Source organism: Vulcanisaeta sp., assembly GCF_049966235.1.
GTDB classification, from domain to species: domain Archaea; phylum Thermoproteota; class Thermoprotei; order Thermoproteales; family Thermocladiaceae; genus Vulcanisaeta; species Vulcanisaeta moutnovskia.
Map to the genome: position 1 here is coordinate 14545 of NZ_JBMFVA010000013.1, position 26992 is coordinate 41536.

The window sequence follows — 26992 nt, forward strand, 5'->3', positions numbered from 1 at the left end:
TGGTGGATTTATATTAATCTATCCTTGTCCCGCTCGTATAGTGGGAAGTAGCCTGTCTCTGTGGCTAATCTCGCTATCTCTATCATTTTCTCATCATCAAAACCCCATCCTGGTGGGCATGGTGCTATTACGTGTATGAAGACAGGGCCTTCGTCCAAGTAGCTCAATGCCTTCCTAACTTTATTTATTAAATCCACTGGGTAGGCAAATCTCTAGTGATGATTCGTGATTGTCCTCTATCATAGATATCTTTGCCATTTTAATGAATGGTTCATCAATAATTAGAATGATGGGGGTCAACCGCTGCGCATCATTTTCCTCAACTCCTCACCAACCCTCTCCACCCGACTATTCTGTACCTGCTCAAGGAGCTCCCTCAACCTAGGTGCGCCCCTTTGGTACTCATTGACCCACTCCTTAGCAAACTCGCCGTTCCTGACCCTCTCGGCAGCCTCCTTCATCCTCCTCTTAACATCCTCATTAATCACGAAGGGACCCACGGTTAACCCACCATACCTAGCCGTCTCACTAACACCAAGCAACATGCCAGTTAACCCGCGCTCCCATATCAAGTCCATTATCAGTTTAGCCTCATTTATCGCCTCAAAGTAAGCAACTTCCGGCTGATAACCAAGCTCCACCATAACCTCAAAACCATACCTAAGCAATTGCAGTAATCCACCAACCAACACATTCTGTTCACCAATCAGGTCAGTCTCGGTTTCCTCGGCGAAGGTGGTCTCAATGACACCAACCCTCGTGAACCCATTAGCCCTAGCCACAGCAAGGGCTGTCTTAAGCGCATTTCCAGTGAAGTCCTGGTGAACAGCCACCAGGGCGGGAACGCCCCAGCCTCCGGCGAATTCATCCCTAACGGCCTTACCTGGAGCCTTAGGTGCTATTAGTACTACGTCGACGTCACTGGGCGGCTTTATTAGCCCGAACCTTATGTTGAAACCATGGGCGAAAATCACAGTCATTCCTCTTCTCAGGTTCGGCGCTATTTCTGCAGACCAAATACTTGGCTGGGTCATGTCTGGGAGTAGTACGGCAATGATGTCGGCCTTTTTCACGGCCTCACCCACGGAGTATACCTCAAAACCCTCCTGCCTAGCCAGGTTAAAGCTCTTACCAGGCCTAACACCAACAATTACCTTAACACCACTATCCCTCATGTTTAGTGCCCAAGCCCTACCCTGAATACCATAGCCTAACACGGCAACAACCCTATTACTTAGTACTGATAGGTCGGCATCCCTATCTTTGTATATTTTAACCATTACTCATCACCACCTTATTCAACTGTACTTCTTCGGGCATATATTTAACATTTACTATATCGTAAAGCTTATCAAGCTTATTACAAACCCACCTAACCTCATCCTCCTCACCAGACACACTAACCGAAACCCTTATCGCAGAATCACTCATATCCATGGTTATGTGCCTAACCGTAATCTTACCCCTCCTGAGCACGTTCATAGCCCTAACCACAGCATCCAGCGGATTAACCTCATTGATTATTGCGAACTCTATTGAGAAATCACCACAGCCCACATCAATCACCCCTATACCTAAGATCAACATGGAAGCCCTCAGGCATTATGGCCTCCTCAAGCCACTTACCAGACGGCACAAACGGTAGTACGAAATCCCTCTCTCTATCTATCGTAACATCCACTATCAGGGGCTCATTATTCCTAACGGCTCTTGAGACCACCATCCTTAACTCATCGTAATTACTAGGTCTTACACCATCAATACCGTACGCCTCAGCAATCTTCATGAAGTCCGGGTTCATGTTGAAGTCCACGGCAATTATCCTCCTACTATACAGCATGACTTGCCAATGCCTAACAAGCATAAGCGTTGAGTTATCGAATATTGTGACTATTATTGGCAGATTATACTCACGAACGAGGGCTAGGTTCTGCATTGTCATTTGGAAGGAGCCATCACCATCAATATCAAGCACAGGCGCACCTGGCCTAGCTATTTTTGCACCGAGGGCTGCCGGTATTCCAAAGCCCATTGTACCAAGACCGGCGCTGGTTATGAATGTGCCCGGTACATAAACGTCCCAATGAAGCTCACACCACATTTGGTGGCTACCAACGCCAGTGGCTGTTATGGCGTGTGGCGGCATGACCTCCCTAAGGACCTTTAGGACCCTCCAGGGTGCGAATCCACTGAATGGCACCTTATTCCTATACTCCTCATAGCTCTCCTTAATGCTCCTTAACCACCTTATGAACGCCTCATGACTCCGCTCCAGGGCCTTGGGCATTAGATTTATCATCGCCAAGAGCACAGTCTTAGCATCCCCGACAATACCCACCTCAGGCTTCACGTTCTTACCAACCTCACTCGGGTCAATGTCTATGTGTATGATCCTCCTACCCCTCCTAAACTCATTAAAGTTTCCCACAGTCCTATCGCTGAACCTAGTGCCCACAGCCAGTACTACATCAGCGTTGATTAAGGCTGCATCAGCCTCAAGCCTACCATGCATTCCAGGTGTCCCCATAACCAATGGGTGATTACTTGGTACGCAGTTTTTACCAAGCAGTGTCGTCACTATGGGCATACCCAACAACTCGGCGAGGGTCAATACCTCATTAGTCGCACCACTCCAACACACACCACCGCCAACAAGCATTACGGGCCTTTCAGCATTTAGGAGTAGTTTAATGGCGTAGGAAATAAGTGATGGGTCTGGTTCAGGCAGTATCTTCTTAGCAATACGAATATCCCTAGTGATCTCACCCTTAGTCTCGGATAATTGGACGTCCCTAGGCGCATCTATTAGCACGGGACCTGGTCTTCTATCGATAGCAATTTCATACGCGGCCCTGTAGGCTGGGACTAAGTCCTCAGGTCTCTTAACCATGAATGTGTGCTTCGTTATGGGCATTGTAGCACCAACTATGTCCGTTTCCTGAAAGGCATCCCTACCAAAGAATATCGTGGGTACCTGACCAGTTATGGCTATTAATGGCGATGAGTCCATCATGGCGTTGGCAAGCCCCGTGACCAAATTCGTGGCGCCAGGCCCAGAGGTCACGACAACAGTCATGGGCTTCCTAGTCACCCTACCATAGGCATCAGCGGCGTGTATAGCACCCTGCTCATGCCTAAACATGTAAACCTTAATCCCCGAGTTATAGAGGGCGTCGAAGAATGGCATTATTTGGCCACCAATTATTCCGAAGATCTCATTAACGCCCATACTCTTCATCTCCCTAACAAGTAAATCAATAGCTCTAGGCATAATCACCACCTAGTACCCTGTTACTATCGTTGGGGTACGTATTGGTTCTTCGCCGATCTTGGTCCTCATTTTTATCCTTACTGTACGTAAAGAATAAAGTACCTCATTGGACATAAGTTAATTTATAAAATATTTAAGCTTTTCCACCGCGTAATTAGTATAATGTGGATCAACCAAGCAATATGGCTAGTCTATATCTTAAGGAAATACTTAAATAGAGTATTTTTATTTAAGTAATTGGTGGGTTAGATTGCTCAGGAGGACGTAGTCAGGGGTTGGGCATCAAATAGGTATGCCAGGTTCCTAGACACCACGCTGAGAGATGGTGAGCAAACACCCGGTGTTGCCCTTAAACCGGAGGATAAGTTGGCGATTGCTCTGAAGCTTGAGGAGTTAGGCGTTGACTCTATAGAGGCTGGCTTCCCAATAGTTAGTGATGGTGAGTTCAGGGCTGTTAGGGACATAGCCAGGGAGGTAAGGAATTCAGAGGTCATTGTGCTGGCTAGGACTAGGAAGGAGGATATCAATAAGGCTTTAGATGCTGATGTACCGGCGATTCACATCTTCATAGCCACATCAGACATACACATGAAGTATAAATTAAGGATGAGTAGGGAGGAGGTTATTAAGGCGGCTGTGGAGGCCGTGAGTTATGCGAAGTCCCATGGATTAACCGTGGAGTTCAGCGCAGAGGATGCCACCAGGAGTGACCCATACTTCCTAGTCAGGGTTTTTCAGGAGGTTGTTAATGCAGGTGCTGACAGACTCGATATTGCTGACACAGTAGGCGTCATGTGGCCAAACAGGATGGCTACTTTAGTTAGATTCGTTAGACAAAACGTTAGGGGTAATTACTTATTGAGTGTTCATTGTCATGACGACTTCGGGATGGCCGTTGCAAACAGCGTAGCCGCGATAGAGGCTGGGGCCGACCAGGCCCATGGTACAATCAATGGCGTTGGCGAGAGGGCAGGTAATGCGGCTCTTGAGGAGATAGCATCCGCCGTTAAGTTCTTGCTTGGTTATGAAACGAGGATTAGGTTTGAGAGGATTAAGGAGGTTTCGGACCTCGTATCAAGGCTCTTCAGGATACCAGTACCACCAAACAAGGCCATTGTTGGCGCAAACGCCTTCTCTCATGAATCGGGAATCCACGTTCATGGAGTACTAACTAATCCGCTGACTTATGAGCCGATTAACCCGGAGAGTGTTGGTATGAGTAGGAGAGTTGTGGTTGGTAAGCACAGTGGTAGGCACTCCATAGAGTATATACTGAAGTCCATGGGCATTGAACCGAACAATGACATAATCAATAAGGTGCTAAGGAGGATTAAGGAATTGGGCGACATGGGCCTGAGGGTGTCTGAAGAGGACATTAGGCACATAATTAGCGAGATAGTGAATCAATGAGATTAATTTATTTTAAATAACGGGTTAAAATCAAGACCTTAAGTACTTATCATCTCCCCTGATCCAATCATCCCTAACCGGTGAGTATACATCGATTATTAATGAGTCCTCAATGGCCTCAACACCATGCATGACATTGGGTGGTATATGCACGGCATCACCTGGGCCTACTATATACGTATCATCACCAACAATGAACTTGGCACGCCCATTAACGATTATTGAAACCTGCTCGTGAGGATGAGAGTGAGGCTTTACCACGGAGCCCTTTAATAGTTTGAATTGGGCTATTGTAATCCTCGAACCATGGACATGACGCCTAAATACTAAGTCACCTAATCTCTCCCAACCTGATTCTTCATATCTTAGGACGGTCATTTTAAATCATTAGTTAGTAACTATTTACCTTATTAAGTATTTGCCTGCGGCTTAATTACTATATTTATACTATGGTTAATAAATAAAAATGGGCTATGTATTCATTGTCTAATGAAGGTTGTCGTAATAGAGGGTGATGGTGTTGGTCCTGAGATCACGGGGTCCGCGGTAAGGGTTCTAAAGGCTGCTGCGGTAAAATATGGATTAACGATAGATCTTCAGTATGTGGATGCTGGCGATAACGCCCTTAGGAAGTATGGCGAGGCCTTACCGAGTAAGTACTGGCCTATTATTGGGTCCTCAGACGCCATATTGAAGGGGCCCGTCGGTGAGAGCGCAGGTGAGGTTGTCGTTAAGTTGAGAAGGGGTTTCGACCTGTATGCCAATATTAGGCCAGCGAGGAATTACCCTGGGGTTAGGGCTGTTAGGGATGGTGTTGATTTAATCATTGTGCGTGAGAATACGGAGGATGTGTATGTAAGGGCCGAGTACATGCTTGGTAATGATATTGCCATAGCCCTTAGGTTAATAACGAGGAGGGCCAGCGAGAGGATAGCTAGGGTCGCCTTTAACCTAGCCATGGGTAGGCGCAGGAGGGTTACCATTGTTCATAAGGCGAACGTATTAACGGTATCCGACGGCCTATTCAGGGATACGGTTAAGGAGGTTGCCAAGAATTACCCGGATGTTGCGGTTAATGAGATGTACATAGATGCGGCGGTTATGGACATGGTTAGGAGACCCCAGGACTTCGACGTGATAGTTACCACGAACCTCTATGGAGACATACTCAGTGACATAGCGGCCTATGTGACGGGTAGTATAGGGCTTGCGCCGTCGGCTAATATAGGCGATAGTAAGGCCATGTTCGAGCCAGTCCATGGGGCAGCCTTCGATATCGCGGGTAAGGGCATTGCGAATCCAACGGCGATGATACTTAGTGTCGCCTGGATGCTTAGGTGGTGGGGTGAGAGGGTTGGTGATGATAAGTATGTAAGTGCTGGGTCGGCAGTGGAGAATGCAGTAATTAAGGCACTTGGTGAGGGGGTCAAGTTAACGCCTGACCTTGGTGGTAATGCAAGGACCGAGGAGTTCACTGAGGAAGTAATTAGAAAACTGGGCTAGGTAATGCTTATAAATAACCTATATACTCATTAGCTGTGAACAACTCGGAATTCGGGAGGAGGAACTAACGGAGATCCTAAAAAGCCTCGAGACAAGCATCTCAAGGCTTAAGGCAATAATGATGTCGAAGGCTATTGATGATAATGTGCTCAGTAATGCTATTATGGGCATTAATGAGCCATTGCTGTTGAGGATTATTAATGAGTACGTTAGTAATGGCTCAATAGCATTCCTTGGACCCAGCGGTAGTTATTCCCATGAGATTGCCATAAGGCTCTTCGGTACAAATAAGCCGTTTAGACCTATGAGGAGCGTTGGTGATGTTGTTAAGTGTGTATTCAATAATGATTGTGGGCTTGGGATCGTGCCCATAGAGAATAACCTGGCTGGTGTTGTTGGTGATTCGATGGATGCCCTCATTAGGTGGGACGTAGGCATTAAGTACTCCGTGGAGTATAGAGTCTCTCTATGTCTCGTTGTTAATGAGGAGGTTAATGACCTCAGTGAAATTACGGAGCTGTACTCACATCCGCATGCAATAATGGAGGCCATGAACTTCATAACAAGACTAAACGCCTCAATAAACTACACGCAATCAACATCAGAGGCCCTTGAGAAGATAAAGGGGCATAGGAATAGGGCTGCCGTGGCGTCGAAGTTCGGCGCAAGGCTTCACGGTTTAAAGGCCTTAATGTGCGGTATTGAGGATAGGCCAAACTACACGAGATTCCTCATAATAACGAGGAATAAATCAACCATTGGCGATAGGACACTGCTAATATTCTCAGTATCCAATAGACCCGGCTCACTGTACAACGCCCTAAAGCCATTTGCGGAGAAGGAAATAAACCTGTCAATGATATACTCAAAACCCAATAGGCAGAGTCCATGGGGCTACGATTTCCTACTCGAGATGGAATGCCAACTGGAGGATGAGGATTGTGATAATGCCTTAAGGCAGTTGGGGGGCGTAACAACGTATTTAAAGGTGCTCGGTAGCTATAGGCATTTAAGAACTGAATGATTAAAGTACCACCATCCTCAAAGCATTAATACTAGAACTATCACCCTATTTAAGTGCGTAGTCGTTGTTATACACTGCTGATTAGGTTAGGATTGATTAAGCATTTTGCGCTAGATCTTAGTATTACTAAATAGTACTATAGTGGGTGGTGAGGTGTTTCTGTCCCATTAGCTTTATTTTAGATAATAGGATTTTAGGTTTGATGAGTATTACGAAATGACTTATTGCTGTGGTAATAATGGTATTGTTACATTACCTATGTTGGTCTCTAGAACAACATAGTCATATGGTAATTGAATGATTATACTTAGCTTGAAGCACTATCAACTTAGAATTATAACTAGCTAATCTCATACCTAAGTACGCACTAATAGCAATCAAAGCAACCACAATCATCACAACGACATACAAATAAAAACTAGGCATTATAGAATAAACCAACAAAGTATTATTAAAGATTTAATCCTTAATTGAACCACGAAAACAAAAACCTTAAAACCATAGTAGGAACTTACAACGAGGGGCCGTAGTCTAGCCTGGCTAGGATACGTGGGTTCAACCACGCCTCAGGCTCGGCTCGGGATCCAGAAAAATGAACAAGAGCCCGAGTGATCCCGGGTTCAAATCCCGGCGGCCCCACCAACTGTTATGCTTTTGTATTTCCTTAATTTGATTCTGATTAGGAATGGGAGAAACGTTTGCCTGCCCGTGGGTTATGTTGTTTAGGTACTCAAGTTTTGCATTGCCCTGGTTCACGCATTTTCGTTAAATCACTCCCACGTACTTTCCAGTACAATTAATACTTTTATTTCCTGCATGTAGGGAATTAAGGTTAAAATATTTCTGGCGAGGATATAGTGCTGACGGCTCCTCGCCCTGATGGGCGTGGGTTCTTCGCCCACTGGGGCTTCCCTCATCCTCGGGCGTCCTTCACGGGCGTGGCATCACTTTTCAGTCCCTGCCGTCAGCACCGGGGAGGTTGGGGCGAGCCTAGCAGGCCATGAGCCCCAACCCAACACCCAAACCCACAGAAAAACCAAAATTTTAAAACCAACCCCGCCCTAAAGGGCGAGACTTCCTAATCCGTTTGTGATGTGACGTTGAGGAATGAGGAAGGGAATGAGAGGGAGGCATTTTATGTCCATTCGTTGGTTGATTTTTACGGTAGGAAATTAAATGAAAAATGCAGGACAATCCTAGACATTCCCTGCGGGCATGGCAGACTTCATAAGTATCTTAGGGGTTACGGTTATGAGGTATACGGCGTAGACATCTCAACGGAATTAATCGAAATCGCAAGGAGTAATCACAAAGACTTTGAGGATCACTACTTCATCGGCGATATGAGGAACTTTAGACTGGGAAGGGAGGTTGATGTCGTTTTAAATTGGTTCACATCCTTTGGCTACTTCGATGATGAGGGTAACATGGAGGTGCTGAAGAACTTCCGTGAGAATCTGAGGGATGGTGGGTTATTAATAATTGATTTCCCAAACTTCCACCTGCACTTCATTGATAATAAGGCCATCGTTTATGATTACGGGGATATCATCGGCATAGTGAGGGAATACCTAGATGATGGTTCGAGGTATAGCGTTTGTTTGATAAATTCAAGGATCCGCGATTCACAATCACAACCATTAAGAGGTGATTACGAAGCATCAATAAAGTAAAGCACATAACATCGTAACTTACGTAGTGATTAGTATCGCCGTGAGGTTAGCATTGTTAAATGCACACTAAATCCATACCGCACAATTTACTCTAGCCATTACGTAGACTTCCATGAGCGAGAGGATTATTACTAAGGTAAGGTTAATCCACGTGATTACGTTGTAAGGTACCGCTAGACTTAACGACCTAATCAACAGGTACACCATTAGGGATAATGACGTAATAACCATCACGAGCAAGGCAACAACATAAAGCCTAGCCCTAATCCACAACTCCTCACTCTCCCTATTCACATCAAGCATCGCCCTCTGGCTCCATACGGCGTCTCTAATCCTCGTGAGATAAAGCTCCTTAGCCCTGCCCAGGGCCTTATGCAACTTCGTAAGTGCTGCCGTGAGTAGTACTATTGATAATACCAGTGATGCGTAGGTTATTTGATAACGAATTATTGCGGTGGTAATAACCGTAATTACTACAGTAATTATGGAGGAAACATGCATAATTAGCGCCAACCTTATCGGCTCAACTACCTCACTGAGTTGATCCATGAATTTGGTGGCACCCATATCTAATCATCCCATTTAGCAGGCCAAATATTTGGTGGTTATTTCACGACCAAGATGAAGCTGAATGAACACGTTAATAGTGCCTAATCGTCAAGGCGAAAGGTATTTTTGCCCGGTACCGGGATGAAATTCATATTCGGTAGGAAGATTACGGACCCATATGATTAATATTAATATTTTGACTTACAGTAAAAGCCATTAATGAGCAACACTAACATGCACTGGGTCTTTACCACTAATCCACAAAACCTTGTCATTTGCTTAAAGTATTGTGCGTTTGGCGTTGATAATGAGAAGTACGGAATTACAGCGAGGGAGTTTGTGAAACCTGGCGATTTCATAATATTCTACGTTAGATCATTGAGGACGAGTATAGTCAATGCACCCAGTAAGTGCCAGAGGGTGTTCTTAGGGCCCTATAGAGTTAGGAGTAGTGGTTTATTGAATCCCAATCACCCAGCGTTAATGAGTTGGAATCCGAAGAATAAATTTAATGTAATAATAGAGATTGAGAAGCTCAACGACTTTCACATAGGCGCTGTGGATATCAATCTCGTATTGAATAATCTATACTTCATCACGAATAAGGCAAGGAGTGGTCGTGGTGGTTGGCAAGACCACATGCAATTCTCAATAATATCAATTAGGGAGGAGGATTACGTTACCATAATTAATCACTTAAACCCGGGACACCCCTGTATAAAGCAGTTAAGGGAGTTTATGGGAAACATAACACCATGCCTGTGACCTCCCTAAGTAATCAATAGTTATGGCTACCCTACTGATTACAGGCCAGCCTTCTCAACGCACTACCATCTCTTCTGCGAATACCAACCAACCTACAGTCAGTGATTGGTAGTACCAAGGCCAGCGACAGTAACCTATATGGTATCTTCCACCTGACATAGTCATCCCTATAACGCTCATCACCAAGCCTCATAAGTTCATCACGGGCAAGCTCCCCAGCCCTGCTTGGGCATTTCCGCGACGCCTCCCTAACCATAGCCTCATAAATCTTAACACCACTATCCAACTCCTCAACACTTACACGGCCAGTCCTCAGCAGGTTGATGAATGTCCTAACCCAACATAGCGGGTGTCCTGCAACAACGGTTAAGCCAGGCCCCCTAATTAACAGCCTAGCCAATTCCTTAACCTCTAGGTTCAATTCCTCAGCAACAGCATCAACAACGCAGTTCTCCGGCAAGTCTCCACAATCACGGAATCCCCTGTTGATGGCCTCGGCAACAGCTACAGCGCACCGCTTAGGGTTAAACGTGGTAAGGCACTCCTCATTAACACCCAAGATATCTAGTAATGCCCTGTTCACCTCGTTCACAAACCCAGCGGCGCTGTGCTTCGTGCTCCTAACCTCAACCTCCTCAGCATCCTCCACGTAATCCTCAGTAAGCGGCTTAGCATTAAGCCACAATTCCTCAAAATACCTCATTAATTGACTATAAAGTCCTCCATCTCTTATTAAAATATTCAATTCAACATTACCATAAAGACCACCAACCGTTAAATTGGCGCTACCGACAATGGCAACACCACTACCAAGTAGGTAAAGTTTAGTGTGCAGGTTTGGATATACCCTAATCACGTCACGCCACCCTTCATAGATAGCCCTCGGTATCGGACCCAAGTTACCGACTACAACCCTAACATCGTTAATATCCCCCAGGTAATTAAGTACGTACGATAACCCATCATAATCAATAAACCCAGTCGCTGCATTAAACAATGTTAAATCACTGAGGCCCCTAGCCCTATCTAAGCACTCATCGAGCCTGTGACAAATATGAATGAGTACGCCCTTCATTAATTGTAATTATAGGTTACCCTACTTAAGTATGACGAGGAATCTCCAAGGTGGTTAGGCCGTGTGATGGTCAATTAGGGTTCTTGGCCTAGAGAAATTGAAATTACCATTAGTTAATTATTACTAAAATGGGCACGAGACCTCGATGACTTTAAGACAACCCTCATGCCTGGTTTACGAGACTTCATCGAGCTTCCTTAACTCAATGCCCGTGTTATCGCGGGTTATTACGGTGCCTATTATCGCTATTACAAACCCAACAATGAGCATTACCGAGTAGCCAACCACGAGGCCTAGCCTAAGCCAGAATGGGGCTGTGAGTAGGGCTGCCGTTGCGCCTATGGAGGCCATGTTCCATAGGAAGCCTATTGCCGAGCCCCTAAATCGTGTCGGGAATAGCTCGGCTAGGTAAGCAAGCATGACACCGCCAGTGCCAATGACGCTGGTTAGGATACCCGCCGAAACCACGAGGGTTAGGAAGGAACTCCTCAAAATCGCCGTTAGTGGATAGGCGAGTATAATACCTATTAATGAGTAGTATAGGAATGCGTACTTCCTCTTCGTGACATTACTCAATACTCCACCAATTATCGTTATCACACCACCAATGAGCGATGCGTAGGTCAGTCCCCAGAACACCGTGGATAGGGGAATCCTTAGGAAGGTTCCTAGGTAGGTTGGTAGAAAGCCGAGAGTTGCGTAGGCAACCCAGAAGATTCCGGCGAGTAGAAGTAGGGCTATCAAAGCATCGCGGTAGCCCCTACTGAAGAACTCAATAACGGGTGCCTTGGACACCTTGCCCGCCCTTTTCAGTTCCCTGTATATGCTCGGTTCATCAACTGTTAGCCTCAGTAGGACGCCTATTACGGCGACCGCGAAGCCGACGAGGAAGGCATACCTCCAGCCATAGGCCACGAAGGCCTTGGTCCCAAAGTAATCCCTTAGCGAGGCGAAGGTGAATGCTGCAAGTGCGTAGCCCCAGTAATAACCACTTTCAATCACGCCGCTGACCAAGCCCCTATACCTGGGTGACGAACTCTCAATAGCCACCAGGTGTGAGCCGCTCACCTCACCGCCGACGAACACGCCAACCAAGAGCCTAAGCAACACGAAGAGTGCGGTGGCCATTAACCCAATTTGTTGGTAGGTCGGTAATGCACCGGTTAGGGCTGAGGATATGCCTAAGCCTATCAACGTGACCATCATCGTTAGCCTCCTACCAATTCTGTCGGCTATGTGGCCAAATATTATACCGCCCAGGGGCCTGGCGAGCAGGGTCAGTGAGTAGGAGGCGAATACGAAGAGGAGCCTGGCGACTAGGCTTGTTGGTGGGAAGAAGTACATGCCCAGTACCGAGGCTATGAATAGGACCAGGGTTAGGTCAAAGACATCAACCATCCAACCAAGCATACCACCAACCATGGCCCTAACATTAACCCCCTCAGCAACTGCCTGCCCAGTCACGTTATTAATCGATTAGAGCGATATATAAGTATTACCGCACCCGCAATAGGTTATTTAGACCAGGTAACAACGCGGCTTAATCCTTATCTAGCATCACGAATTCCCTAACCAACTCACCATGCCTCCTGAGGTCCTTGACGAAATCCCTCAACCCACCCAGTGATAATACCTTAACCCTCCTCCTAAGCTCATGAAATGAGCCCCTCAAGGTCCTCTCAAGCTCCTTCCCGGCATTCTCATCCCTAACCACGGCATACAACTTAACGCCTCTCCACCTATCCCTCGCGTGCTTAAGCCTAGCCAATGCCTGCTCAGGATTATCAACAACCTCAAAGACGGCTAATGGCGCCAATCCATCCCTATACTCATCCTCATTACCCCACCAGGCAAGGTCAAGCCTATACTCACCCGCATCCACATTACTTACTGGGTAATAACCAAACAATTGAGCTACCTCCATCAACAACGCCACTGCCTCATTAATGCCCTGAGTCGCTAATCTAACCTCAGCACCTGCCCCACCAACCACCCTCTCAGCGCCGCCCTTCGGGGTTCCCCAAATCTCAATCACGGGCTTAGGCACCGCCTGTCTCCTCAATTCATTAATTATCAACTCCGCATCCTCAACGGGCATGGGCATAGCCCTGGGGTTGGATGGATCCACGGAGTGTAGGGCCTCGGTAATGCTCCTCCTACCCCTAATGAACGATAGTTTGCCGGCTATGCTGCCGAGCTCAACCCTACCCAGGGCTATCGGCTTGACCTCAACCATGTGGGACCAATCATTCAACTTCTTACTAGCCTTAACCCAATCACTAACAACTTCGAAAATCCCTACGAAGGACTTACAGTAGGACTTACAGCCGAAGCCGCTTACGAAGAGCACTAGGCGGGTGCCGGGCTTGACCCTAGTCATTAGCAGGCCGCACTCCGGATCACGGCAACCAAATAGGCCCGTCTCGACAATGCCCATGAAGACTCTCTCCCTCACAATGACAAGCCAGTAATTCACGGGTAATACATAGCCTAGGTAGAGAAAAACTTTTGCTGGGGGTCACGCCATGTCATAATTCAACTGAATGCAATTGAATAATAAATAAACCCATGCCTCAACGCCAGTGAATTTAACTGGAAATCACAAACCACAATGAACAACCGATACTTAAGCATTTTAATTAGGGGCTTGGGTAATACCATGACCTAAATGACTAACTCAGCTCTGGGAGTACTCAATGAGATTTACGTACATAGCGCCAACGTTAATAACGCAATGGTCATGACCATAATCGGCATTTACCTACACGCAGTCTTCGTATCATTCACACTGGGCTTCCCACTGGCCATACTTGCCTGGCTCATCACTTGGTACAGGACCGGAGACGCATTATTCATCAACTACTCCAAGACCCTGACCATGATTTGGGCCGTGAACTTCGCCCTCGGCGCCGTCACAGGCACCATAGTGGAGTTCGGCCTACTGGATATCTGGCCAACTAGCATACTCCTCTTCTCCTCCTCAGCCTTCATCCCACTCCTCTACGAAGCCACCATAGCCTTCATAGGCGAGGCAGTCCTCGTGGTATTCTTCATAATCGCCATAGGCAGGTGGAGGGCAAGGTACACACTAGGCATATTGATCGCGGCCTGGCTCCTCGGCTCGCTCTCCGGGTACTTCATACTTACGGCGAATGCCTGGATGAACGTGCCCTGGGGAATGGGTGAAATACCACACTCACTATACCCATTCCTACCCACCTACGGTCCAAGCGCCGCAAACCTAACGGCAACACTAAACCTAGCCGCACTCCTCCTGCACTACACAATAGATGGCGCTGGCTCGGTCGCCCTATCGAGCACGAACTTCACATCGCTTGTCGGCACCTACTTCACAAACCCATGGCTGCCAATGATTAATCCAGACGCCGTAGTGACCACGCTACACACATTACTCGCGGCCTACGCAATAGGTGTGGGTGCCGTGGCCCTAGCCCTCTCAATAAGGTTCTTCAGGACTCATGACGAGAAGTACATCAAGCTACTAAAGCCTCTCCTCTGGATACTCACCGTTGTACTCCTCATAGAGCCCATAGTCCTCGGACACTTCATGGGCGATGATGTGGTTGCATACCAACCACTAAAGTTCACGGCACTAACCACGCTGACAAGTGGTCCAGGGGTCTATGGGTATGAGTACTACGACCCCGTGGAGGCGCTATTCGCCTATGGAAACCCATACCACCCACTATACGGCTTCCAATACTATCTAAGCCAATGCAGTTCGCTGGGCAATACCACCTTCGGCCAACTCTACGGCGAGCTAGACCCAGGGATGCTCAAATACCTCGGTCCACTGGCCAACGTGACGCTGGCCCAGAACTGTGAGGCAGCGGTACTCTCCCTGGAGCCATTGGCGCCGCTGGTGAGCGCGTTCTACTACACAATGATTGGGGCCGGCATATTACTGGCTGTGGCGGCCGCCTTGGCCCTATTCACGTACCTCGTGAGGGTGCCAATCCTATCGGTAATAACGGATTTCATAAACAATGAAGTACTGGGTGTATTGATAGGTAGTGACAACGTAATGCCCTTCCTAGCCTCAGCAATGGCTGTTTTATCGGCTATAGCCGCCACGGCCGGGTGGGCAGCGAGGGAGATTGGTAGACAGCCGTGGACTGTGTATGGGTTAATAACCACGAATGAGGTCGTCACAGGGGACGCAATAACCCCGGGCTTCGTGGCCTTCGTAATCACCATACTGCTTGTAATAGCCATTGTTGGGGCCCTGGCCATGTACTACGTGGCCACAAGGCCAAGTCTACTGGATAGGATTAGGGAATTAGCTGGGGTGGTTGGCCATGAGTAATTACCTAGCCCTACTATCCTTTGCGGTGCTTGGCTTCGCCCTCGAGATGCACCTGGTCTTCGTTAACGTGATTATCGGGGCTACGGTGCTCACGGTAATAACCAGGTACCTAGCCTACCTACGCAGAGACCCGGGCCTTGAGTCCGTGGCCAGGGACATGTTTAGGCTCATGGTCGTGACCGAGCTCTTCGGCGGTGTCTGGGGCACGATACTGACGGTGTTCATGGCGGGCCTCTTCCCATCAATGACCGCGATATTCACGAGGGTTTACTTCTACCCAATAGCCATAGCCCTCGTAGGCATACTACTGAGCATACCACTCATAGCCATATACTGGCACCTATGGGGTAGGATTGACCCAAGAACCCACAGCCTAATTGGCGTGCCGCTCGCCATATCCGTACTCCTCGTACCAGTGGGCTTCAGATACCTCTTCGCAGGCCTCGACTACCCACAGTACACCACGGCCAATTTATTGACCGCCCTCTCAAACCCAGTATACCCACCGCTCATAGTCCACACGCTCATTGGTGCTATGGATATTGGGGCCTTCGTAACAGCCTCCGTACTGGCCACCAGGAGGAACATGAACCCGAAGGGCGTGAGGATTGCCCTAGGGACTGGCCTGGCCCTGCTCGTGCCACAGGCCATTGCCGGGGCCTACTACTTCACAGTCCTTGAGAGGTACGACCCATACATAGCCAGTAACATTGCGGGGCCATTACTCGGTTATGACCCTAGCTCGGTCATGTTCTACCCAGCCTTTTACGCCGCGGTAGCCCTAACCATAGCCCTGGGCACCACAGCCCTATACGCCTTCTACGCCGTGATGAGGGGTAGGGTCGTTAGGCCAGCCGTCATTAGCACGGGTCTCCTAGCTGAGGCCGTACTCGTGCTCATGGAGTACGTGAACGATGGCTCCAGGTACCCATACCTATTCATAAGCGGTGGTTCAGGCATACCAATAACCCAATTACTAAACACGCTCATACCACTACCCCTAATCGCCATGTACACAATGCTCCTATCAACGCTCATATTCACGGCAATCTTCACGGTAGCCCTATACTACGCCATAATAAGGAGATTCCTACCAGAGGAGTGAGTTTATGATTTATCCCCAAACACCCACTACACTAGGATAATCCCTCATCCTTAACATTTGCATTCAAACCCTTAAATTAATGCCAATTACCCAATGTGAACAATGACCAATAGGAGGGACTTTCTAAAATCCCTAGTGCCCTTGATTCAGGTGCCCCTGAGCGGCGCAGCTGTTAACGCCTTAACCGCCAGATCTGCCGTTAAACCCATTGAGGCTTCGAACAAGCCGTTCACCTCATTACTCGGTAATTGTTCGTTTACCCAGGCCTATTCACAAAACGGAGTAACTTTATTAAATAACCATGAACCTACTGGCTTAGATGCGTAGGAGTCTCCTAATAGCAATAGTGGCTGTGGTCTCCTTAGTGATAGCCCTCATCCTAATACCCCATAGTTGCCCAACCAGGTTTTCCTCGCCACCACCTAAGGTAAGTACTGTTAATTCAACGACAACCCCTATTAAGTACGTCATCATAATAATCCTTGAGAATCACTCCTTCGACAACATATACGGGGTTTATCCCTTCGGAACGCCGCCAATAATTAATAACATCACATTATCATTAATGAGACCACTGGGCCTGGGCGCGTATTTAGGCGAGGTATCCTACGCCAATTCGGTAATGCTTGAGGATCCCTGGGAAGGCTACAGGAATTACCACGTTGATTGGAACTTCGGCGCAATGAATGGGTTCATTAATGGGTCCGGCTCCCGGTCAATGGTCTACCTATCCTATGAGCAGGTCCCCCTACTATGGGACTATGCGGAGGAGTACGTGTTGGCCGATAACTACTTCTCACCCGACCTAGCCACCACAATGCCCAATAGGATATCCTACCTAGTGGGTTACCCAGTACCCATGTTTGGTGCATCTGGGTGTAGGGTATCGTTTAACCAAACCATACTATACCAATTAACTGAGTATAATATATCATGGGCCTACTTTGACTACGGCTATAGGCAGGACCAGCCATTACCACCATACCCATTATCACTAATACCGGGTTCATCGAGGTACAGCAATCATTATTTCAATACCTCGGTATTCCTGGAGGATTTAAGGGACGGTAACCTACCCAGCATCTCCTTTCTAATGTTCACCGGCGGTGATGGTCATGATGACCACTCTGCCCTCGACCTGCACCCACCGTTCAATTTAACCCAGGGCCAGGTAAACCTGGCCTATTTCATAGATGCCATTGAGGATAGCCCATACTGGAATAGCACGGTGATCTTCATAACCTTTGATGAGGGTGGTGGATTCTTCGACCAAGTCCCGCCACCAATAATTTACAACTACGGGTTAAATCCAGGATGTGAGGACGGCTATTTAAGCAAATTAGGCCTGCCGTACTATAACGTGCTGGGTGAGAGGGTCCCCCTACTAATTATTTCGCCGTATGCCAAGGAGAGTTGGATTGATAACTATAGCCTATCAGGCTACACACTACTTGCGTTCATAGACTATAACTGGCATTTACCATACCTAACACCCATAGTGGCTAACTCCGACCTCAATGGCCTATTGATGGCGTTCAACTTCAGTCAAACACCAAGGCCACCAATAATACTAACACCACTCAACTGGACATACCCAATACCGCTCCAGTACCCAGTGCATTATGGTTATGTAGCGTTAATCAAGGGTAATTACACCGGTTACACACTACTCTACAGGCTAGGTATTATTAACGACACTGTGTACCAATACGTGATGCAATTTAACGATACAAACACCTGAATCCGCCTTCATAATTACCCCATCCTAAGGCTTAAGATAGTATACATCTTCTGTTGAATTTACGAGTACAAGAACCCCCTCCCTGCTCCTGGAGTGGGGTTTCCTTAGGTATCATTGGTTCGTGGTTTACTTCTCTCCCATCCTCATCACTTCACGGCCAGTGGTCTTAACACATTCAGCGAAGTCCCAACGTCAGTGCGGGGGCTATGAGTACGTAGTGCCTAAACGATCGCCCTCAGGGCGCACAGGACGCGTGCTTTAAACCTACCCGCCCCGAAGGATGGGTCTTCCTTTTCAGCTTAAATTCTACAATAGCCGAGGGCATAGCGTTGGGTGGGTTTAGTAACGTTAATGAGGTTAAGATAAAGAAGGTTCTGATAACATACAGATTACTAATACCTAAATACTTGAGTTCGAGGTTGGTATGAATTAAGGTGATACGGATGGTAAACGGTGCAGCAATAATTGCGCCTAATGAATCTGTTGAAGGGTCAAAAATTAGGGATCAGGAGAAGAATCAAAGCCCTGGGCTGGTCCTCTCTTTCATACTCTCAATAAGCCAAATACCCCTCCTCAACAGTCCCTGGCATGGCCCTTAAGCAGTAGATGACCTTGATCACCCTGCCGGGAAATTTATCCGGAAACAGCCTCAAGACCTCACCAATCCTCTCATCAAACCTCGCAATCAACCTAGGGCCAACCCTAGTCTTAGCCTCGCCAACTATTGTTAATTGCCCATTAGTCCCATAAACATCAAACTCAAACCTCGAGTCAAGGACAACCCTATTAGTCCTAATATCAACACCCCTCCCCTTAAGCAAGTGAGTAATAACGTCATTGGCCTCCTCCTCGATAGAGGCCGTTAGGTTATCCAAAGTCCTCCTAATGGCACCAACATCCCTCCTAAGCAACCTAACCTCCCTCCAAAGCCTATTGTTCTCCTGCCAAAGCCTCTCTATGTTTTCGTATATTCTCCTATCTTCCTCCCATAGTTTTTCCTGACCCTCAGCGAGTCTTTGGACGGTCCTCGTTAACTCATTAACCGCACTAACCAATTGTTTAATCGATGATTGTATATCGGTAATACCCAATAAACCAATCACAGCAAGCCTAAACTCCTCATCCTCCCTCAACAAACGCAAAAATCACCGCGAAAAGACATCCAAACAACAAACCAACAACCAAAAAATAAAAACCCACCGCCATAAGGCGAATACACGCATACCCAGTAAGCCCATGACCACCTCAAGCAGGCTCATGAGGCGCGGGACTAGGCATTACCACAACACGTGAATAAAGACCCAATACTTAATAAGTAATACACACCAAAGCCATATGCCGCTCACCAGGGAGGAGGTCATTAAGTCCCTACCACAGGGCTGGAGACTGGAGGGTAACTACATAGTCAGGGAGTTGGAGTTCAAGGAATTCATGGACTGCATAAACTTCATAAACGAATTAGCCCAAATAGCCGAGGCGGAGGAACACCACCCAGACATGATCATAACCTGGAAACACCTAACACTGAGGCTCACCACGCATGATGAAGGCGGAATAACGCAACTCGACATAGAAATGGCCAGAAAAATAAATGAACTAATAAGTAAGTGGCAGGGCAAAATACAGAGCCAAAACTAGGAAACACTAGCAGGCCCAGTGTATTCACAGACCTAGCCACAGAAATTAATAACCCTAAACCACCTAAACATGGTTATATAATCAATAAATCTATTATCCCATCTAGGTTAAGATACAAATTACTATTTACTATGGTGAATATGCCAGATTGTTTACAATGACGCACCCCATGCGTGGTTACCGGATGGAGTGCCATACTTCCTAGTACAGCCATACGTAAAGGGCATAGTAATCACATGGTGGGGTTACTACTACAATACCATGTATTACCAATCAATCACACTATACGTAATAACCTACAGCAACGAAACAACAATCAACACATAATGAATAATATTCTTAAGGAAAGTTCACCTCAAAATTAAAATCATAATCCATGATCAGTATTTATTAGGATGCCGTAACCGTGAGAGACTCAGCAACAGAACCACTCGTGGAGTTGAGCATAATAACTATGGTGTATGTGGAGCCAGGACTAACACCACTGCATTGACCCACAATTCCATAACTACCGCCAGCAACCACCGTAGTCCCAACGCCATTCCAGGAACAACTGAGCACCGAACCACCGGGTCCATAAACCTTAACCCCACCAATGGTTAACTGGGTCGTACCAGCATTATAAACATTAATAGTTGTAATACCCGTAGACCCACTAATACTGGCTGAGACCTCGACCTGCGGCGCCTCGAGAGCATGTTGACCCATGGCCTTAGCACTGTGATAGAACATCATTATTAGCGTCACACTAATGACTATGAGTACTGCCGCGATTATTACAGAGACCAATGGAGACAATTCACCCCTACTACCCATAAATTAATTATGAAAGATATAACTTTTAAGCATTGCCTATACGCAGACTTATGAGTCTACGCTTCACTAGGCCCTGGTTTAGGGCTAGGCTAGAGGAGACCTTGTTAATAGCCCTCGCAACCCCATTATTCCTTGCACAACCGGTGAGTAGGGTTATAGATGCATTAATTAATGAGGCCCAAAGGCTTAACTTCGGTTACTCACTAATTAGGCGATTATTAATCGCTAGGGCAGCACTATCTATGAATGAACCCATCACAAGGTACGTGGGTGGGTTCGGCAATATACTCGAGGTCATGACCAATGCCGAGAGGTTAGGTATTGAACCGAGCATGGCAGTGCTTTATATCCTTAGGGAACTCGATGATGCATTGAGAAGGCTAGGTAATGATTATAGAGACCTGGTAATACTCCTAGACACACTCACAATAATTACGCTGGCCATAATGCCCATGACAATAACCCTAATAAGCAAGGCCCTAAGCATTGACCCAACGACATACCTAGTAATAACCTACGCCTCAGCATCCCCAATAACAGCACTACTAAGCTGGAGCCTAGACCCGGGGCTAATAGCCATCGATAATAAATTAATGAGGTACTTGGGACTTGCCATAGTGCCAGCAATACCTATATACATAGTGATTAGGTCTATTGCATTAACATGGCTTGTCTTCTCCATAGCCTTCCTAGGCCTAAGTCTGGGTTGGTACATTGGGAAGGTTAGATCGATAATTGAAATAAGGCACACGGCAATTAATAGGGTAATGAGGGCGGTGGTTACGCCAAGACTTGAGCAGGCACAGTCAGGAAATTGGCTTGATAACTTCATTAATGAGTATGCCGGGGCAATAATCATTACAGGAATGGGAAGACCTGATGTGCTTAACATAGCCGTTACATCATTAACTCACGTAATGAACACAATAATGGATTCCAGGAGGGTTGGGTACATATCGCTGGTCATATCGATATCATTCATGGATGCCATACTCATCATAACGAGGCTAGTAGCAACCCAAGTGATTGGGGGCATGGTCATAATGCAATTAATGCTTCCGACAGTCATACTTGGAGGTCTCATGTGTGGTTACTTACTCGATTCTCTAATTACGGGTATATACGCCACGGTACCCCTAGTAATCACGTACATAGTCCTGACAATGGCCTAATTGGGTAAAGCCTTAATAAGGCATTACGTAAGTTATAACCTATGTTAACAGTATTGTTCCTAAGTCAGAAGGGTGGTGTTGGCAAGACATTAATAATCACGAGCCTAGCCACAGCACTGGCAATGAGGGGCTACAGGACCTGGCTCATTGACCTAGACCCAGGTGCAACGGCATCCAGGGTCCTCGGTGTGAATAATCCAGGTAGTGTTAATGGTTCATTAACGTACTTAATGGGGGTCGCAAGGACAGTTAAGGTGTCAACAGCGTTTATTGAGGATGGGACTATCGGCAGCATAAGAATCATACCACCAGGTACCTCACCGGTTGCAAATCCATATGTCGCACTACCAAGTGCTTCAGTGTTGGGTTCGAGGTTATCATCATTGATTAGGGGAATAGGTAGTTACAGGGCCAGGCCGAACTTCATACTGATAGATACGCCAGCCCTATCACCAGCCCTAAACCCAGGGTTAACAACGGCATTAATAAGTAATACTGAAGTAATAACTCTAGTGGCCACGGATGAGCCAGGGGGCATGGGATGGCTCGGAAGCATGCTGGAGTACGCCTCGGCAATAGGACCAGGGAGGGAGAGCATCATTATCCTGAACAAGCTATCAAGTATAAAGGGTAGTCTGGACATTGGTGTTAAGAACGTGATTAGGATACTGAGGAACTCAGTGATTGAGGCAGCCTGGCGCCTGGGTTCAATACCGTATTTAATCAAGGATCCAGGGCTAAGTCAATTCAGGAAGGCCATTGACGAGTTGGCGGTATTACTAGAGAGGTTGAATGCGGAGAGGGTTTGGGCGAGACCATGAGATCCCTACGCAGGAGAAGTACTAATGAGGATGAAGATGAGGAGATTATTAAGCTAATAAGGAGGATCAGTAATAAGCCAAGGTTCAGGATTGAGGGTGGAGTTAAGCCCAGTAAGGATGCTGTGAAGGCCTATGTAAGTAATGGATTAAAACTTCTGGAACAGACATTAAGGGAATTAGGTGCAAGTGAGGGTGAAGTTAAGAATGCCCTAGGCATTGGTAAGAAGACATTAATTAATAATTACCCAACACCAATTGACATAAATGAATTAGCGAAACAATTGCTCACAACCATCAGGACTCATCAAAATCAACATCGCTCTTAACCTCCCTGGGCATCACCAACCCCCTAGACCTGTGGAAAAGGGCCACGAGCCTAACCCACTCAGGCTCATCAATATCGAAGTTTGAATAATACCTAAGGAATGCCTCCCTATCGGCGGCCTCCCTAACCACGAAATCCTCACCAACACGCCCACCCAGGAACCTAATAAGCGCGTCCTCATGCAAAGCCCCATCCCAAGCAATCACGGGCTTACCGCCATCCACAACCCACGCATCCACAACCCTCCTAACAATTCTACCATCCACCTCAAACCTACCCATGAGAATCATAACCAGCCTAACGGACTCAATAGGCGCACCATAGCTCCTAAGCCTCACAAGAGCCTCATTAATGCCCTCGGCATGCATCGTAGTCGCACCACCCACCTGCCCACTCATTATGGCGTGAAGCCAAGCCACAGTGTCCTCGGGACCCCTAACCTCATTAACAAATATGTAATCAGCACCAACCCTAAGCGCATGAACAAGCCTCTGGAAGAGCGGTATGGGCTTGACACCAGCCCCATGACCCTCACGACTAAGCAACGGAATAACACTACCCACATAATCACCAACCAACTCCTGAGGCAGTAAAACCTCATCAATATCCTCAACCTTGGCAATAACCGTACTCGGCGGCAAAGCCGACATTAGGGCCGCCGACATACTAGTCTTACCGGAGCCCGCGGGTCCAATCACGAGTACTGGAACGCCAACCTCAAGGGCAAGCCAGAGGTATGCAGCAAGCCTGGCGTCAATCGAGCCAAGCCTAACCATATCAATTAACTTCCAAGCCCTCGTGGGGAAAACCCTAATGCTAACCCTGGTCCTATCCGTAACATCGAAGGAGTCAATGCTTATCCTAAGCATTGGTCTATGACCCCTATCATAGGTCTCAATTGACGGATTATAATAAGTTGGGTAAACCCCAACCCTATCGCCAATAACACTAACCAATAATTCAACCTCGCGGTTACTCGGCACAATATTTGACTGACAATCACCAAGACTACTCAACTTAAAATGAACCCTAGCCCCTGGCGTCATGTAAATATCCGTAAGACCAACCTCATCACCAATAAGCATCACGGGCTCCAGAACACCATAGTTATAGAGACCCCTAAACAGGAGTGAGGCCCACCTATTGGTATCATCGCTTGATGCATCAACACCAATACTCCTCAGGTAAGCATTAACCTCAATCCTTAGGGCGTTAATCACGGCATCATCAAATCCCAAACCCCTTGAAACACCCCTAACCACTGCATCCCTAACCCTAGGCATATGCCTCATTATGAATGTCTCAAGGTCAAAGTCATCAATACCAGGAAGCACTGAATCACCAACATCAATAAAACAACCACTACCCCAAACAGTGCTGTAGATAGTCACTGCGCTGGGAAAACCACGGAACGAGACCCTACGGCTAAAGACAACCTCACCATCAACAGCACCGACTGAATAACTATAGAACAAGCCCATATAAAACCATAAACAAACCCCTTAATAAGTTATGAGGGGTAAAACTAATTAATGAGGTCTCAATTAAATAATCATGTTCAGACTAGGTAATAGGAAGAAGAAATTAGCAGGTAATGAGGAGATCGAGGAGGAACTTGTAATAGATAACGAGGATAAGGATGAATTCGGACTAACAGCATCCTCAACTCAAATAATAAATCCTCAATCATCAACGCGCCAACAAGACCTAACGGACATAAGGGGCTACATAGATGAGTTGAGTAGGAGGATTGAGGAGGTAATGAGTATTAAGAACGACTTGGACAGACTAACACAAATGAAACCCACAATAGAGAACTACATAAGTACGTTGAACGAGATAGTAAAAACACTGGGTGAGATCGAAAACCTACTAAACAAGCTCGAGGAGCTCAGGAAGAGGCTATGACAATAATAACAGTAACAAGTGGTAACGTGGGCGGTGTGGGGAAGACAACAATAACCCTAGCCCTACTAATGAATACGAAGAACATGGCCTACATAGACCTAAGCCCAGACAACCGCTCCCTATCCCTACTCCTCGGCCTAAACCCAAGGACGGACATAATAGACAGCGTACGTGGCGGTAAGTACATGATGTATGTGAGGGATGGGAACGCAATCATACCAATAAGGCATAGGGAATACCTAGAGTTAAGGCAGATTAGTGAAATAGCGCCAAAAGAGGTGCAAAGAATGCTGAAGGCTCTAGAGAAAACACTAATCAGTAATTATGGGGTTGAGAACCTCATAATAGATACAATGAGCACGATAAACCTAGGATTAACAAGAGGCACCATAGAAACCGCAGACAAACTATTAATACCATTAATTAAAGAAAGAGCCGAATTAATAAGGAGATCCATACCTAGTGTAAGCGTTAAGCATGTTATCTACGCAATGAACATGGTTAGGGAAAGCATAAAGTCAAGCGATACAGCCGCAGTAATACCATACATAGAAGGGGCAAACAACCAACTCGAGGTTGCTGATAGAATTAGAAACTATGTAAAGAATTTAATAAAGGCTATTCTTGAATAGCCTTGGGCTAAATCAATGATGATAGGTGATTCATCACCATCGACATAAAACCATTAAGCGCAGTGGCTATTGCAGTCAAACCAACCGAATTAAGCACAGCAGGTAATATACCCATTAACAGGACGAGAACCACACCCATCGCAGCCAAAGCACCGATAATACGCCTAATACTAGACCACTCAATGAGTGAGTAACCAATCAGTGACTGAACAAGAGCAAGAAAACCAAGAAGACCTAAACCAGCTATGGTCATTAGTATGAGCACAGCAGCCACAAAAGCCATAAAATCAACAGTATTACTTACAATGCCCTGAATCGCAGATTCAGCAGCAGCGTAGGGATCCATTAAACTTAGGCTGAGCAATATTGCCATAATACCAATGAAGGATAAACCCCTAATTAAGGTTAAGTAACATAAAATCACACTACACCAAAAATAATGCTACTCAATGCCTAATAGCCCTAAACAGTCTGGTTAGGGCATTATTAGCGAGACCAAGTCTATATAGGTATGATGGCCCAACCAGTTCGTAAGCCATACTCACTAATTCCTCAATGGGCTTCGTATAAGGCATTAAGGCGTAGTACCACTTCTGCGAAACCTCAACACCAATTATGGCGTACGGGTCCCAACGAGCAACTAGCTTAGCCCTAACACCATTAACCACAAACTGCCTACCAACCCTCTCATACCTATTCTCACCCACGAAGCCAAGTTCATTAATCAACTCATTAAATGTCCTAAAATTCGTGGGTTCACCAATCACGAAGAACGGAGACTCAGGAGTAACCTTAAGGTAATGCCTACAACCCTCCATAGACGCCCTATTACAAACCTTAACAATCCTACTACCTGGGTAAGCCTCAAGAACCCTCTCCACAGAAACCACGGAGTCAGGCTCATAGGAACTAACAACAACAAGAGCATCAGCCCTACCAAGCAAATCCACAAACTCAGGCTGGGCAAGGCTCATGGGAGGCAAATCAACAATGGCAACACCCTCAAAACCCTGCGGAGGCAAGCCCTGCCTAACCCCAACAAGCCTAGACAACCTATTAACACCATCAACAAAATCACTAAGATAATAATAAACCCCCGTGCAAACACCAAGGCCACAGGAGTAATCAAACAACTCATGCCTAAAACCCCTAAGTGATAGTATGGCTGACAAACCAAGCGCCACAGTGCTCTTCCCAGTGCCTCCCTTAATTCCGCTGGTTACTACGATTAGCATCC

General features: G+C 46.7%; 32 protein-coding genes and 1 tRNA gene. 17 read left to right on the forward strand and 16 right to left on the reverse strand.

The annotated features are described in order from the left end of the window. Window positions 1-8 precede the first annotated feature (8 nt). The 4 genes from ACP5L5_RS07965 to ilvB all read right to left on the reverse strand — a co-directional run bounded on the left by ACP5L5_RS07965 (window position 9) and on the right by ilvB (window position 3271). Window positions 9-197 carry a hypothetical protein gene (locus tag ACP5L5_RS07965; protein ID WP_428762889.1) on the reverse strand — a complete coding sequence of 63 codons (189 nt, stop codon included), beginning with the start codon at window positions 195-197 and terminating at the stop codon, window positions 9-11. Window positions 198-296: 99 nt separating this feature from the next. Beyond that, window positions 297-1280, reverse strand: coding sequence for a ketol-acid reductoisomerase (gene ilvC / locus ACP5L5_RS07970; RefSeq protein ID WP_428762891.1), 984 nt, complete (start codon window positions 1278-1280; stop codon window positions 297-299). Beyond that, the gene (locus ACP5L5_RS07975; protein ID WP_428762892.1) at window positions 1273-1557 is read right to left on the reverse strand and encodes an ACT domain-containing protein; all 285 of its coding nucleotides are present in this window, start codon (window positions 1555-1557) and stop codon (window positions 1273-1275) included. The genes ilvC and ACP5L5_RS07975 overlap by 8 nt, the downstream gene beginning before the upstream one ends. Window position 1558: 1 nt before the next feature. After that, window positions 1559-3271 carry a biosynthetic-type acetolactate synthase large subunit gene (gene ilvB, locus ACP5L5_RS07980; RefSeq protein ID WP_428762893.1) on the reverse strand — a complete coding sequence of 571 codons (1713 nt, stop codon included), beginning with the start codon at window positions 3269-3271 and terminating at the stop codon, window positions 1559-1561. A gap of 249 nt (window positions 3272-3520) precedes the next feature. On the opposite strand from ilvB, the gene ACP5L5_RS07985 reads away from it, so the two are divergent. Then, window positions 3521-4681, forward strand: a complete 1161-nt coding sequence (locus ACP5L5_RS07985) for a 2-isopropylmalate synthase (RefSeq protein ID WP_428762948.1) — start codon at window positions 3521-3523, stop codon at window positions 4679-4681. A gap of 30 nt (window positions 4682-4711) precedes the next feature. On the opposite strand, the gene ACP5L5_RS07990 is transcribed toward ACP5L5_RS07985, so the two are convergent. Then, window positions 4712-5059, reverse strand: coding sequence for a cupin domain-containing protein (locus tag ACP5L5_RS07990; protein ID WP_428762895.1), 348 nt, complete (start codon window positions 5057-5059; stop codon window positions 4712-4714). A gap of 111 nt (window positions 5060-5170) precedes the next feature. Here ACP5L5_RS07990 and ACP5L5_RS07995 point away from each other — a divergent pair, with 111 nt between their 5' ends. Beyond that, on the forward strand, window positions 5171-6184 hold the full coding sequence (locus tag ACP5L5_RS07995) for an isocitrate/isopropylmalate dehydrogenase family protein (RefSeq protein WP_428762897.1): 1014 nt from the start codon (window positions 5171-5173) through the stop codon (window positions 6182-6184). 18 nt (window positions 6185-6202) lie between these two features. On the opposite strand, the gene ACP5L5_RS08000 is transcribed toward ACP5L5_RS07995, so the two are convergent. Further along, window positions 6203-6355: a hypothetical protein gene (locus ACP5L5_RS08000; protein ID WP_162467046.1), complete on the reverse strand. Its 153-nt coding sequence runs from the start codon at window positions 6353-6355 to the stop codon at window positions 6203-6205. Here ACP5L5_RS08000 and ACP5L5_RS08005 point away from each other — a divergent pair. Next, window positions 6348-7208 carry a prephenate dehydratase gene (locus ACP5L5_RS08005; protein ID WP_428762899.1) on the forward strand — a complete coding sequence of 287 codons (861 nt, stop codon included), beginning with the start codon at window positions 6348-6350 and terminating at the stop codon, window positions 7206-7208. The two genes, ACP5L5_RS08000 and ACP5L5_RS08005, sit on opposite strands and share 8 nt — an antisense overlap. A 282-nt stretch (window positions 7209-7490) precedes the next feature. Here the strand turns inward: ACP5L5_RS08005 and ACP5L5_RS08010 are convergent, their stop codons facing one another. Beyond that, window positions 7491-7634, reverse strand: coding sequence for a hypothetical protein (locus ACP5L5_RS08010; RefSeq protein WP_428762901.1), 144 nt, complete (start codon window positions 7632-7634; stop codon window positions 7491-7493). A gap of 94 nt (window positions 7635-7728) precedes the next feature. On the opposite strand from ACP5L5_RS08010, the gene ACP5L5_RS08015 reads away from it, so the two are divergent. Both ACP5L5_RS08015 and ACP5L5_RS08020 read left to right on the forward strand, forming a co-directional pair. Continuing rightward, window positions 7729-7850, forward strand: a tRNA-Pro gene (locus tag ACP5L5_RS08015). 458 nt (window positions 7851-8308) lie between these two features. Continuing rightward, entirely contained in the window at window positions 8309-8881 is a 573-nt protein-coding gene (locus ACP5L5_RS08020; RefSeq protein ID WP_428762903.1) for a class I SAM-dependent methyltransferase, read from the forward strand. Window positions 8882-8947: 66 nt separating this feature from the next. Here ACP5L5_RS08020 and ACP5L5_RS08025 read toward each other — a convergent pair whose 3' ends face one another. Beyond that, entirely contained in the window at window positions 8948-9448 is a 501-nt protein-coding gene (locus ACP5L5_RS08025) for a hypothetical protein (protein ID WP_428762905.1), read from the reverse strand. A gap of 201 nt (window positions 9449-9649) precedes the next feature. Here ACP5L5_RS08025 and ACP5L5_RS08030 point away from each other — a divergent pair, with 201 nt between their 5' ends. Continuing rightward, complete coding sequence (locus ACP5L5_RS08030; protein ID WP_428762907.1) at window positions 9650-10195, forward strand: hypothetical protein; 546 nt, start codon at window positions 9650-9652, stop codon at window positions 10193-10195. Between the two features lie 31 nt (window positions 10196-10226). Here ACP5L5_RS08030 and ACP5L5_RS08035 read toward each other — a convergent pair whose 3' ends face one another. The 3 genes from ACP5L5_RS08035 to ACP5L5_RS08045 form a co-directional block, all read right to left on the reverse strand. Then, window positions 10227-11270 carry a phospholipase D-like domain-containing protein gene (locus ACP5L5_RS08035; protein ID WP_428762908.1) on the reverse strand — a complete coding sequence of 348 codons (1044 nt, stop codon included), beginning with the start codon at window positions 11268-11270 and terminating at the stop codon, window positions 10227-10229. Between the two features lie 174 nt (window positions 11271-11444). Continuing rightward, complete coding sequence (locus ACP5L5_RS08040) at window positions 11445-12734, reverse strand: MFS transporter (RefSeq protein WP_428762910.1); 1290 nt, start codon at window positions 12732-12734, stop codon at window positions 11445-11447. Window positions 12735-12810: 76 nt separating this feature from the next. Next, window positions 12811-13746, reverse strand: a complete 936-nt coding sequence (locus tag ACP5L5_RS08045) for an EVE domain-containing protein (protein WP_428762912.1) — start codon at window positions 13744-13746, stop codon at window positions 12811-12813. Between the two features lie 192 nt (window positions 13747-13938). Here ACP5L5_RS08045 and ACP5L5_RS08050 point away from each other — a divergent pair, with 192 nt between their 5' ends. The 4 genes from ACP5L5_RS08050 (at window position 13939) to ACP5L5_RS08065 (ending at window position 18443) form a co-directional block, all read left to right on the forward strand. After that, window positions 13939-15597, forward strand: a complete 1659-nt coding sequence (locus ACP5L5_RS08050; protein WP_428762914.1) for a cytochrome ubiquinol oxidase subunit I — start codon at window positions 13939-13941, stop codon at window positions 15595-15597. Beyond that, complete coding sequence (locus tag ACP5L5_RS08055) at window positions 15590-16702, forward strand: cytochrome ubiquinol oxidase subunit I (RefSeq protein ID WP_428762916.1); 1113 nt, start codon at window positions 15590-15592, stop codon at window positions 16700-16702. Before ACP5L5_RS08050 ends, ACP5L5_RS08055 begins: the two co-directional genes overlap by 8 nt. Window positions 16703-16804: 102 nt before the next feature. Next, window positions 16805-17029, forward strand: a complete 225-nt coding sequence (locus tag ACP5L5_RS08060; protein ID WP_428762918.1) for a hypothetical protein — start codon at window positions 16805-16807, stop codon at window positions 17027-17029. Beyond that, window positions 17022-18443 (forward strand): alkaline phosphatase family protein, encoded by a 1422-nt coding sequence (locus ACP5L5_RS08065; protein ID WP_428762920.1) that lies wholly within the window; start codon window positions 17022-17024, stop codon window positions 18441-18443. Before ACP5L5_RS08060 ends, ACP5L5_RS08065 begins: the two co-directional genes overlap by 8 nt. A 551-nt stretch (window positions 18444-18994) precedes the next feature. On the opposite strand, the gene ACP5L5_RS08070 is transcribed toward ACP5L5_RS08065, so the two are convergent. Beyond that, the gene (locus ACP5L5_RS08070; protein WP_428762921.1) at window positions 18995-19579 is read right to left on the reverse strand and encodes a hypothetical protein; all 585 of its coding nucleotides are present in this window, start codon (window positions 19577-19579) and stop codon (window positions 18995-18997) included. Window positions 19580-19778: 199 nt separating this feature from the next. Between ACP5L5_RS08070 and ACP5L5_RS08075 the strand changes: the two genes are divergently transcribed. Together ACP5L5_RS08075 and ACP5L5_RS08080 are read left to right on the forward strand one after the other, a co-directional pair. Beyond that, the gene (locus ACP5L5_RS08075) at window positions 19779-20081 is read left to right on the forward strand and encodes a 4a-hydroxytetrahydrobiopterin dehydratase (RefSeq protein WP_428762922.1); all 303 of its coding nucleotides are present in this window, start codon (window positions 19779-19781) and stop codon (window positions 20079-20081) included. A gap of 189 nt (window positions 20082-20270) precedes the next feature. Beyond that, window positions 20271-20408 carry a hypothetical protein gene (locus ACP5L5_RS08080; RefSeq protein ID WP_428762924.1) on the forward strand — a complete coding sequence of 46 codons (138 nt, stop codon included), beginning with the start codon at window positions 20271-20273 and terminating at the stop codon, window positions 20406-20408. A gap of 63 nt (window positions 20409-20471) precedes the next feature. Here ACP5L5_RS08080 and ACP5L5_RS08085 read toward each other — a convergent pair whose 3' ends face one another. Next, on the reverse strand, window positions 20472-20897 hold the full coding sequence (locus ACP5L5_RS08085) for a hypothetical protein (protein ID WP_428762926.1): 426 nt from the start codon (window positions 20895-20897) through the stop codon (window positions 20472-20474). Window positions 20898-20947: 50 nt separating this feature from the next. Here ACP5L5_RS08085 and ACP5L5_RS08090 point away from each other — a divergent pair, with 50 nt between their 5' ends. The 3 genes from ACP5L5_RS08090 to ACP5L5_RS08100 are packed head-to-tail and all read left to right on the forward strand — an operon-like array spanning window position 20948 to window position 23216. Further along, window positions 20948-22069, forward strand: a complete 1122-nt coding sequence (locus ACP5L5_RS08090) for a hypothetical protein (RefSeq protein WP_428762928.1) — start codon at window positions 20948-20950, stop codon at window positions 22067-22069. 41 nt (window positions 22070-22110) lie between these two features. After that, window positions 22111-22890: a ParA family protein gene (locus tag ACP5L5_RS08095; protein WP_428762929.1), complete on the forward strand. Its 780-nt coding sequence runs from the start codon at window positions 22111-22113 to the stop codon at window positions 22888-22890. After that, the gene (locus tag ACP5L5_RS08100; protein WP_428094594.1) at window positions 22887-23216 is read left to right on the forward strand and encodes a hypothetical protein; all 330 of its coding nucleotides are present in this window, start codon (window positions 22887-22889) and stop codon (window positions 23214-23216) included. Before ACP5L5_RS08095 ends, ACP5L5_RS08100 begins: the two co-directional genes overlap by 4 nt. Here ACP5L5_RS08100 and ACP5L5_RS08105 read toward each other — a convergent pair. Further along, a complete protein-coding gene (locus ACP5L5_RS08105) occupies window positions 23185-24696 on the reverse strand; it encodes a type II/IV secretion system ATPase subunit (protein WP_428762931.1) in 1512 nt (503 codons plus the stop codon). The two genes, ACP5L5_RS08100 and ACP5L5_RS08105, sit on opposite strands and share 32 nt — an antisense overlap. Window positions 24697-24769: 73 nt before the next feature. Between ACP5L5_RS08105 and ACP5L5_RS08110 the strand changes: the two genes are divergently transcribed. Together ACP5L5_RS08110 and ACP5L5_RS08115 are read left to right on the forward strand one after the other, a co-directional pair. Continuing rightward, window positions 24770-25123: a hypothetical protein gene (locus tag ACP5L5_RS08110; RefSeq protein WP_428762932.1), complete on the forward strand. Its 354-nt coding sequence runs from the start codon at window positions 24770-24772 to the stop codon at window positions 25121-25123. Continuing rightward, on the forward strand, window positions 25120-25755 hold the full coding sequence (locus ACP5L5_RS08115; RefSeq protein ID WP_273304800.1) for a ParA family protein: 636 nt from the start codon (window positions 25120-25122) through the stop codon (window positions 25753-25755). The genes ACP5L5_RS08110 and ACP5L5_RS08115 overlap by 4 nt, the downstream gene beginning before the upstream one ends. A gap of 7 nt (window positions 25756-25762) precedes the next feature. On the opposite strand, the gene ACP5L5_RS08120 is transcribed toward ACP5L5_RS08115, so the two are convergent. Further along, a complete protein-coding gene (locus tag ACP5L5_RS08120) occupies window positions 25763-26128 on the reverse strand; it encodes a hypothetical protein (protein WP_428762934.1) in 366 nt (121 codons plus the stop codon). A 73-nt stretch (window positions 26129-26201) separates the two neighbouring features. After that, complete coding sequence (locus ACP5L5_RS08125) at window positions 26202-26990, reverse strand: hypothetical protein (protein WP_428762935.1); 789 nt, start codon at window positions 26988-26990, stop codon at window positions 26202-26204. Window positions 26991-26992: the final 2 nt, after the last annotated feature.

Bases quoted from the DNA above. Each gene is read 5' to 3' on its own strand.
- ACP5L5_RS08100 (WP_428094594.1), top strand. From the start codon at position 22,887: ATGAGATCCCTACGCAGGAGAAGTACTAATGAGGATGAAGATGAGGAG.
- ACP5L5_RS08035 (WP_428762908.1), bottom strand. From the start codon at position 11,270: ATGAAGGGCGTACTCATTCATATTTGTCACAGGCTCGATGAGTGCTTA.
- ACP5L5_RS08110 (WP_428762932.1), top strand. From the start codon at position 24,770: ATGTTCAGACTAGGTAATAGGAAGAAGAAATTAGCAGGTAATGAGGAG.
- ACP5L5_RS08115 (WP_273304800.1), top strand. From the start codon at position 25,120: ATGACAATAATAACAGTAACAAGTGGTAACGTGGGCGGTGTGGGGAAG.
- ACP5L5_RS08120 (WP_428762934.1), bottom strand. From the start codon at position 26,128: ATGGCAATATTGCTCAGCCTAAGTTTAATGGATCCCTACGCTGCTGCT.
- ACP5L5_RS08000 (WP_162467046.1), bottom strand. From the start codon at position 6,355: ATGCCCATAATAGCATTACTGAGCACATTATCATCAATAGCCTTCGAC.
- ilvC (WP_428762891.1), bottom strand. From the start codon at position 1,280: ATGGTTAAAATATACAAAGATAGGGATGCCGACCTATCAGTACTAAGT.
- ACP5L5_RS08075 (WP_428762922.1), top strand. From the start codon at position 19,779: ATGCCGCTCACCAGGGAGGAGGTCATTAAGTCCCTACCACAGGGCTGG.
- ACP5L5_RS08060 (WP_428762918.1), top strand. From the start codon at position 16,805: ATGACCAATAGGAGGGACTTTCTAAAATCCCTAGTGCCCTTGATTCAG.
- ACP5L5_RS07995 (WP_428762897.1), top strand. From the start codon at position 5,171: ATGAAGGTTGTCGTAATAGAGGGTGATGGTGTTGGTCCTGAGATCACG.
- ACP5L5_RS08095 (WP_428762929.1), top strand. From the start codon at position 22,111: ATGTTAACAGTATTGTTCCTAAGTCAGAAGGGTGGTGTTGGCAAGACA.
- ACP5L5_RS08105 (WP_428762931.1), bottom strand. From the start codon at position 24,696: ATGGGCTTGTTCTATAGTTATTCAGTCGGTGCTGTTGATGGTGAGGTT.
- ACP5L5_RS08065 (WP_428762920.1), top strand. From the start codon at position 17,022: ATGCGTAGGAGTCTCCTAATAGCAATAGTGGCTGTGGTCTCCTTAGTG.
- ACP5L5_RS08050 (WP_428762914.1), top strand. From the start codon at position 13,939: ATGACTAACTCAGCTCTGGGAGTACTCAATGAGATTTACGTACATAGC.
- ACP5L5_RS08055 (WP_428762916.1), top strand. From the start codon at position 15,590: ATGAGTAATTACCTAGCCCTACTATCCTTTGCGGTGCTTGGCTTCGCC.
- ACP5L5_RS08005 (WP_428762899.1), top strand. From the start codon at position 6,348: ATGGGCATTAATGAGCCATTGCTGTTGAGGATTATTAATGAGTACGTT.
- ilvB (WP_428762893.1), bottom strand. From the start codon at position 3,271: ATGCCTAGAGCTATTGATTTACTTGTTAGGGAGATGAAGAGTATGGGC.
- ACP5L5_RS07990 (WP_428762895.1), bottom strand. From the start codon at position 5,059: ATGACCGTCCTAAGATATGAAGAATCAGGTTGGGAGAGATTAGGTGAC.
- ACP5L5_RS08085 (WP_428762926.1), bottom strand. From the start codon at position 20,897: ATGGGTAGTAGGGGTGAATTGTCTCCATTGGTCTCTGTAATAATCGCG.
- ACP5L5_RS08025 (WP_428762905.1), bottom strand. From the start codon at position 9,448: ATGGGTGCCACCAAATTCATGGATCAACTCAGTGAGGTAGTTGAGCCG.
- ACP5L5_RS08030 (WP_428762907.1), top strand. From the start codon at position 9,650: ATGAGCAACACTAACATGCACTGGGTCTTTACCACTAATCCACAAAAC.
- ACP5L5_RS08010 (WP_428762901.1), bottom strand. From the start codon at position 7,634: ATGCCTAGTTTTTATTTGTATGTCGTTGTGATGATTGTGGTTGCTTTG.
- ACP5L5_RS08090 (WP_428762928.1), top strand. From the start codon at position 20,948: ATGAGTCTACGCTTCACTAGGCCCTGGTTTAGGGCTAGGCTAGAGGAG.
- ACP5L5_RS08125 (WP_428762935.1), bottom strand. From the start codon at position 26,990: ATGCTAATCGTAGTAACCAGCGGAATTAAGGGAGGCACTGGGAAGAGC.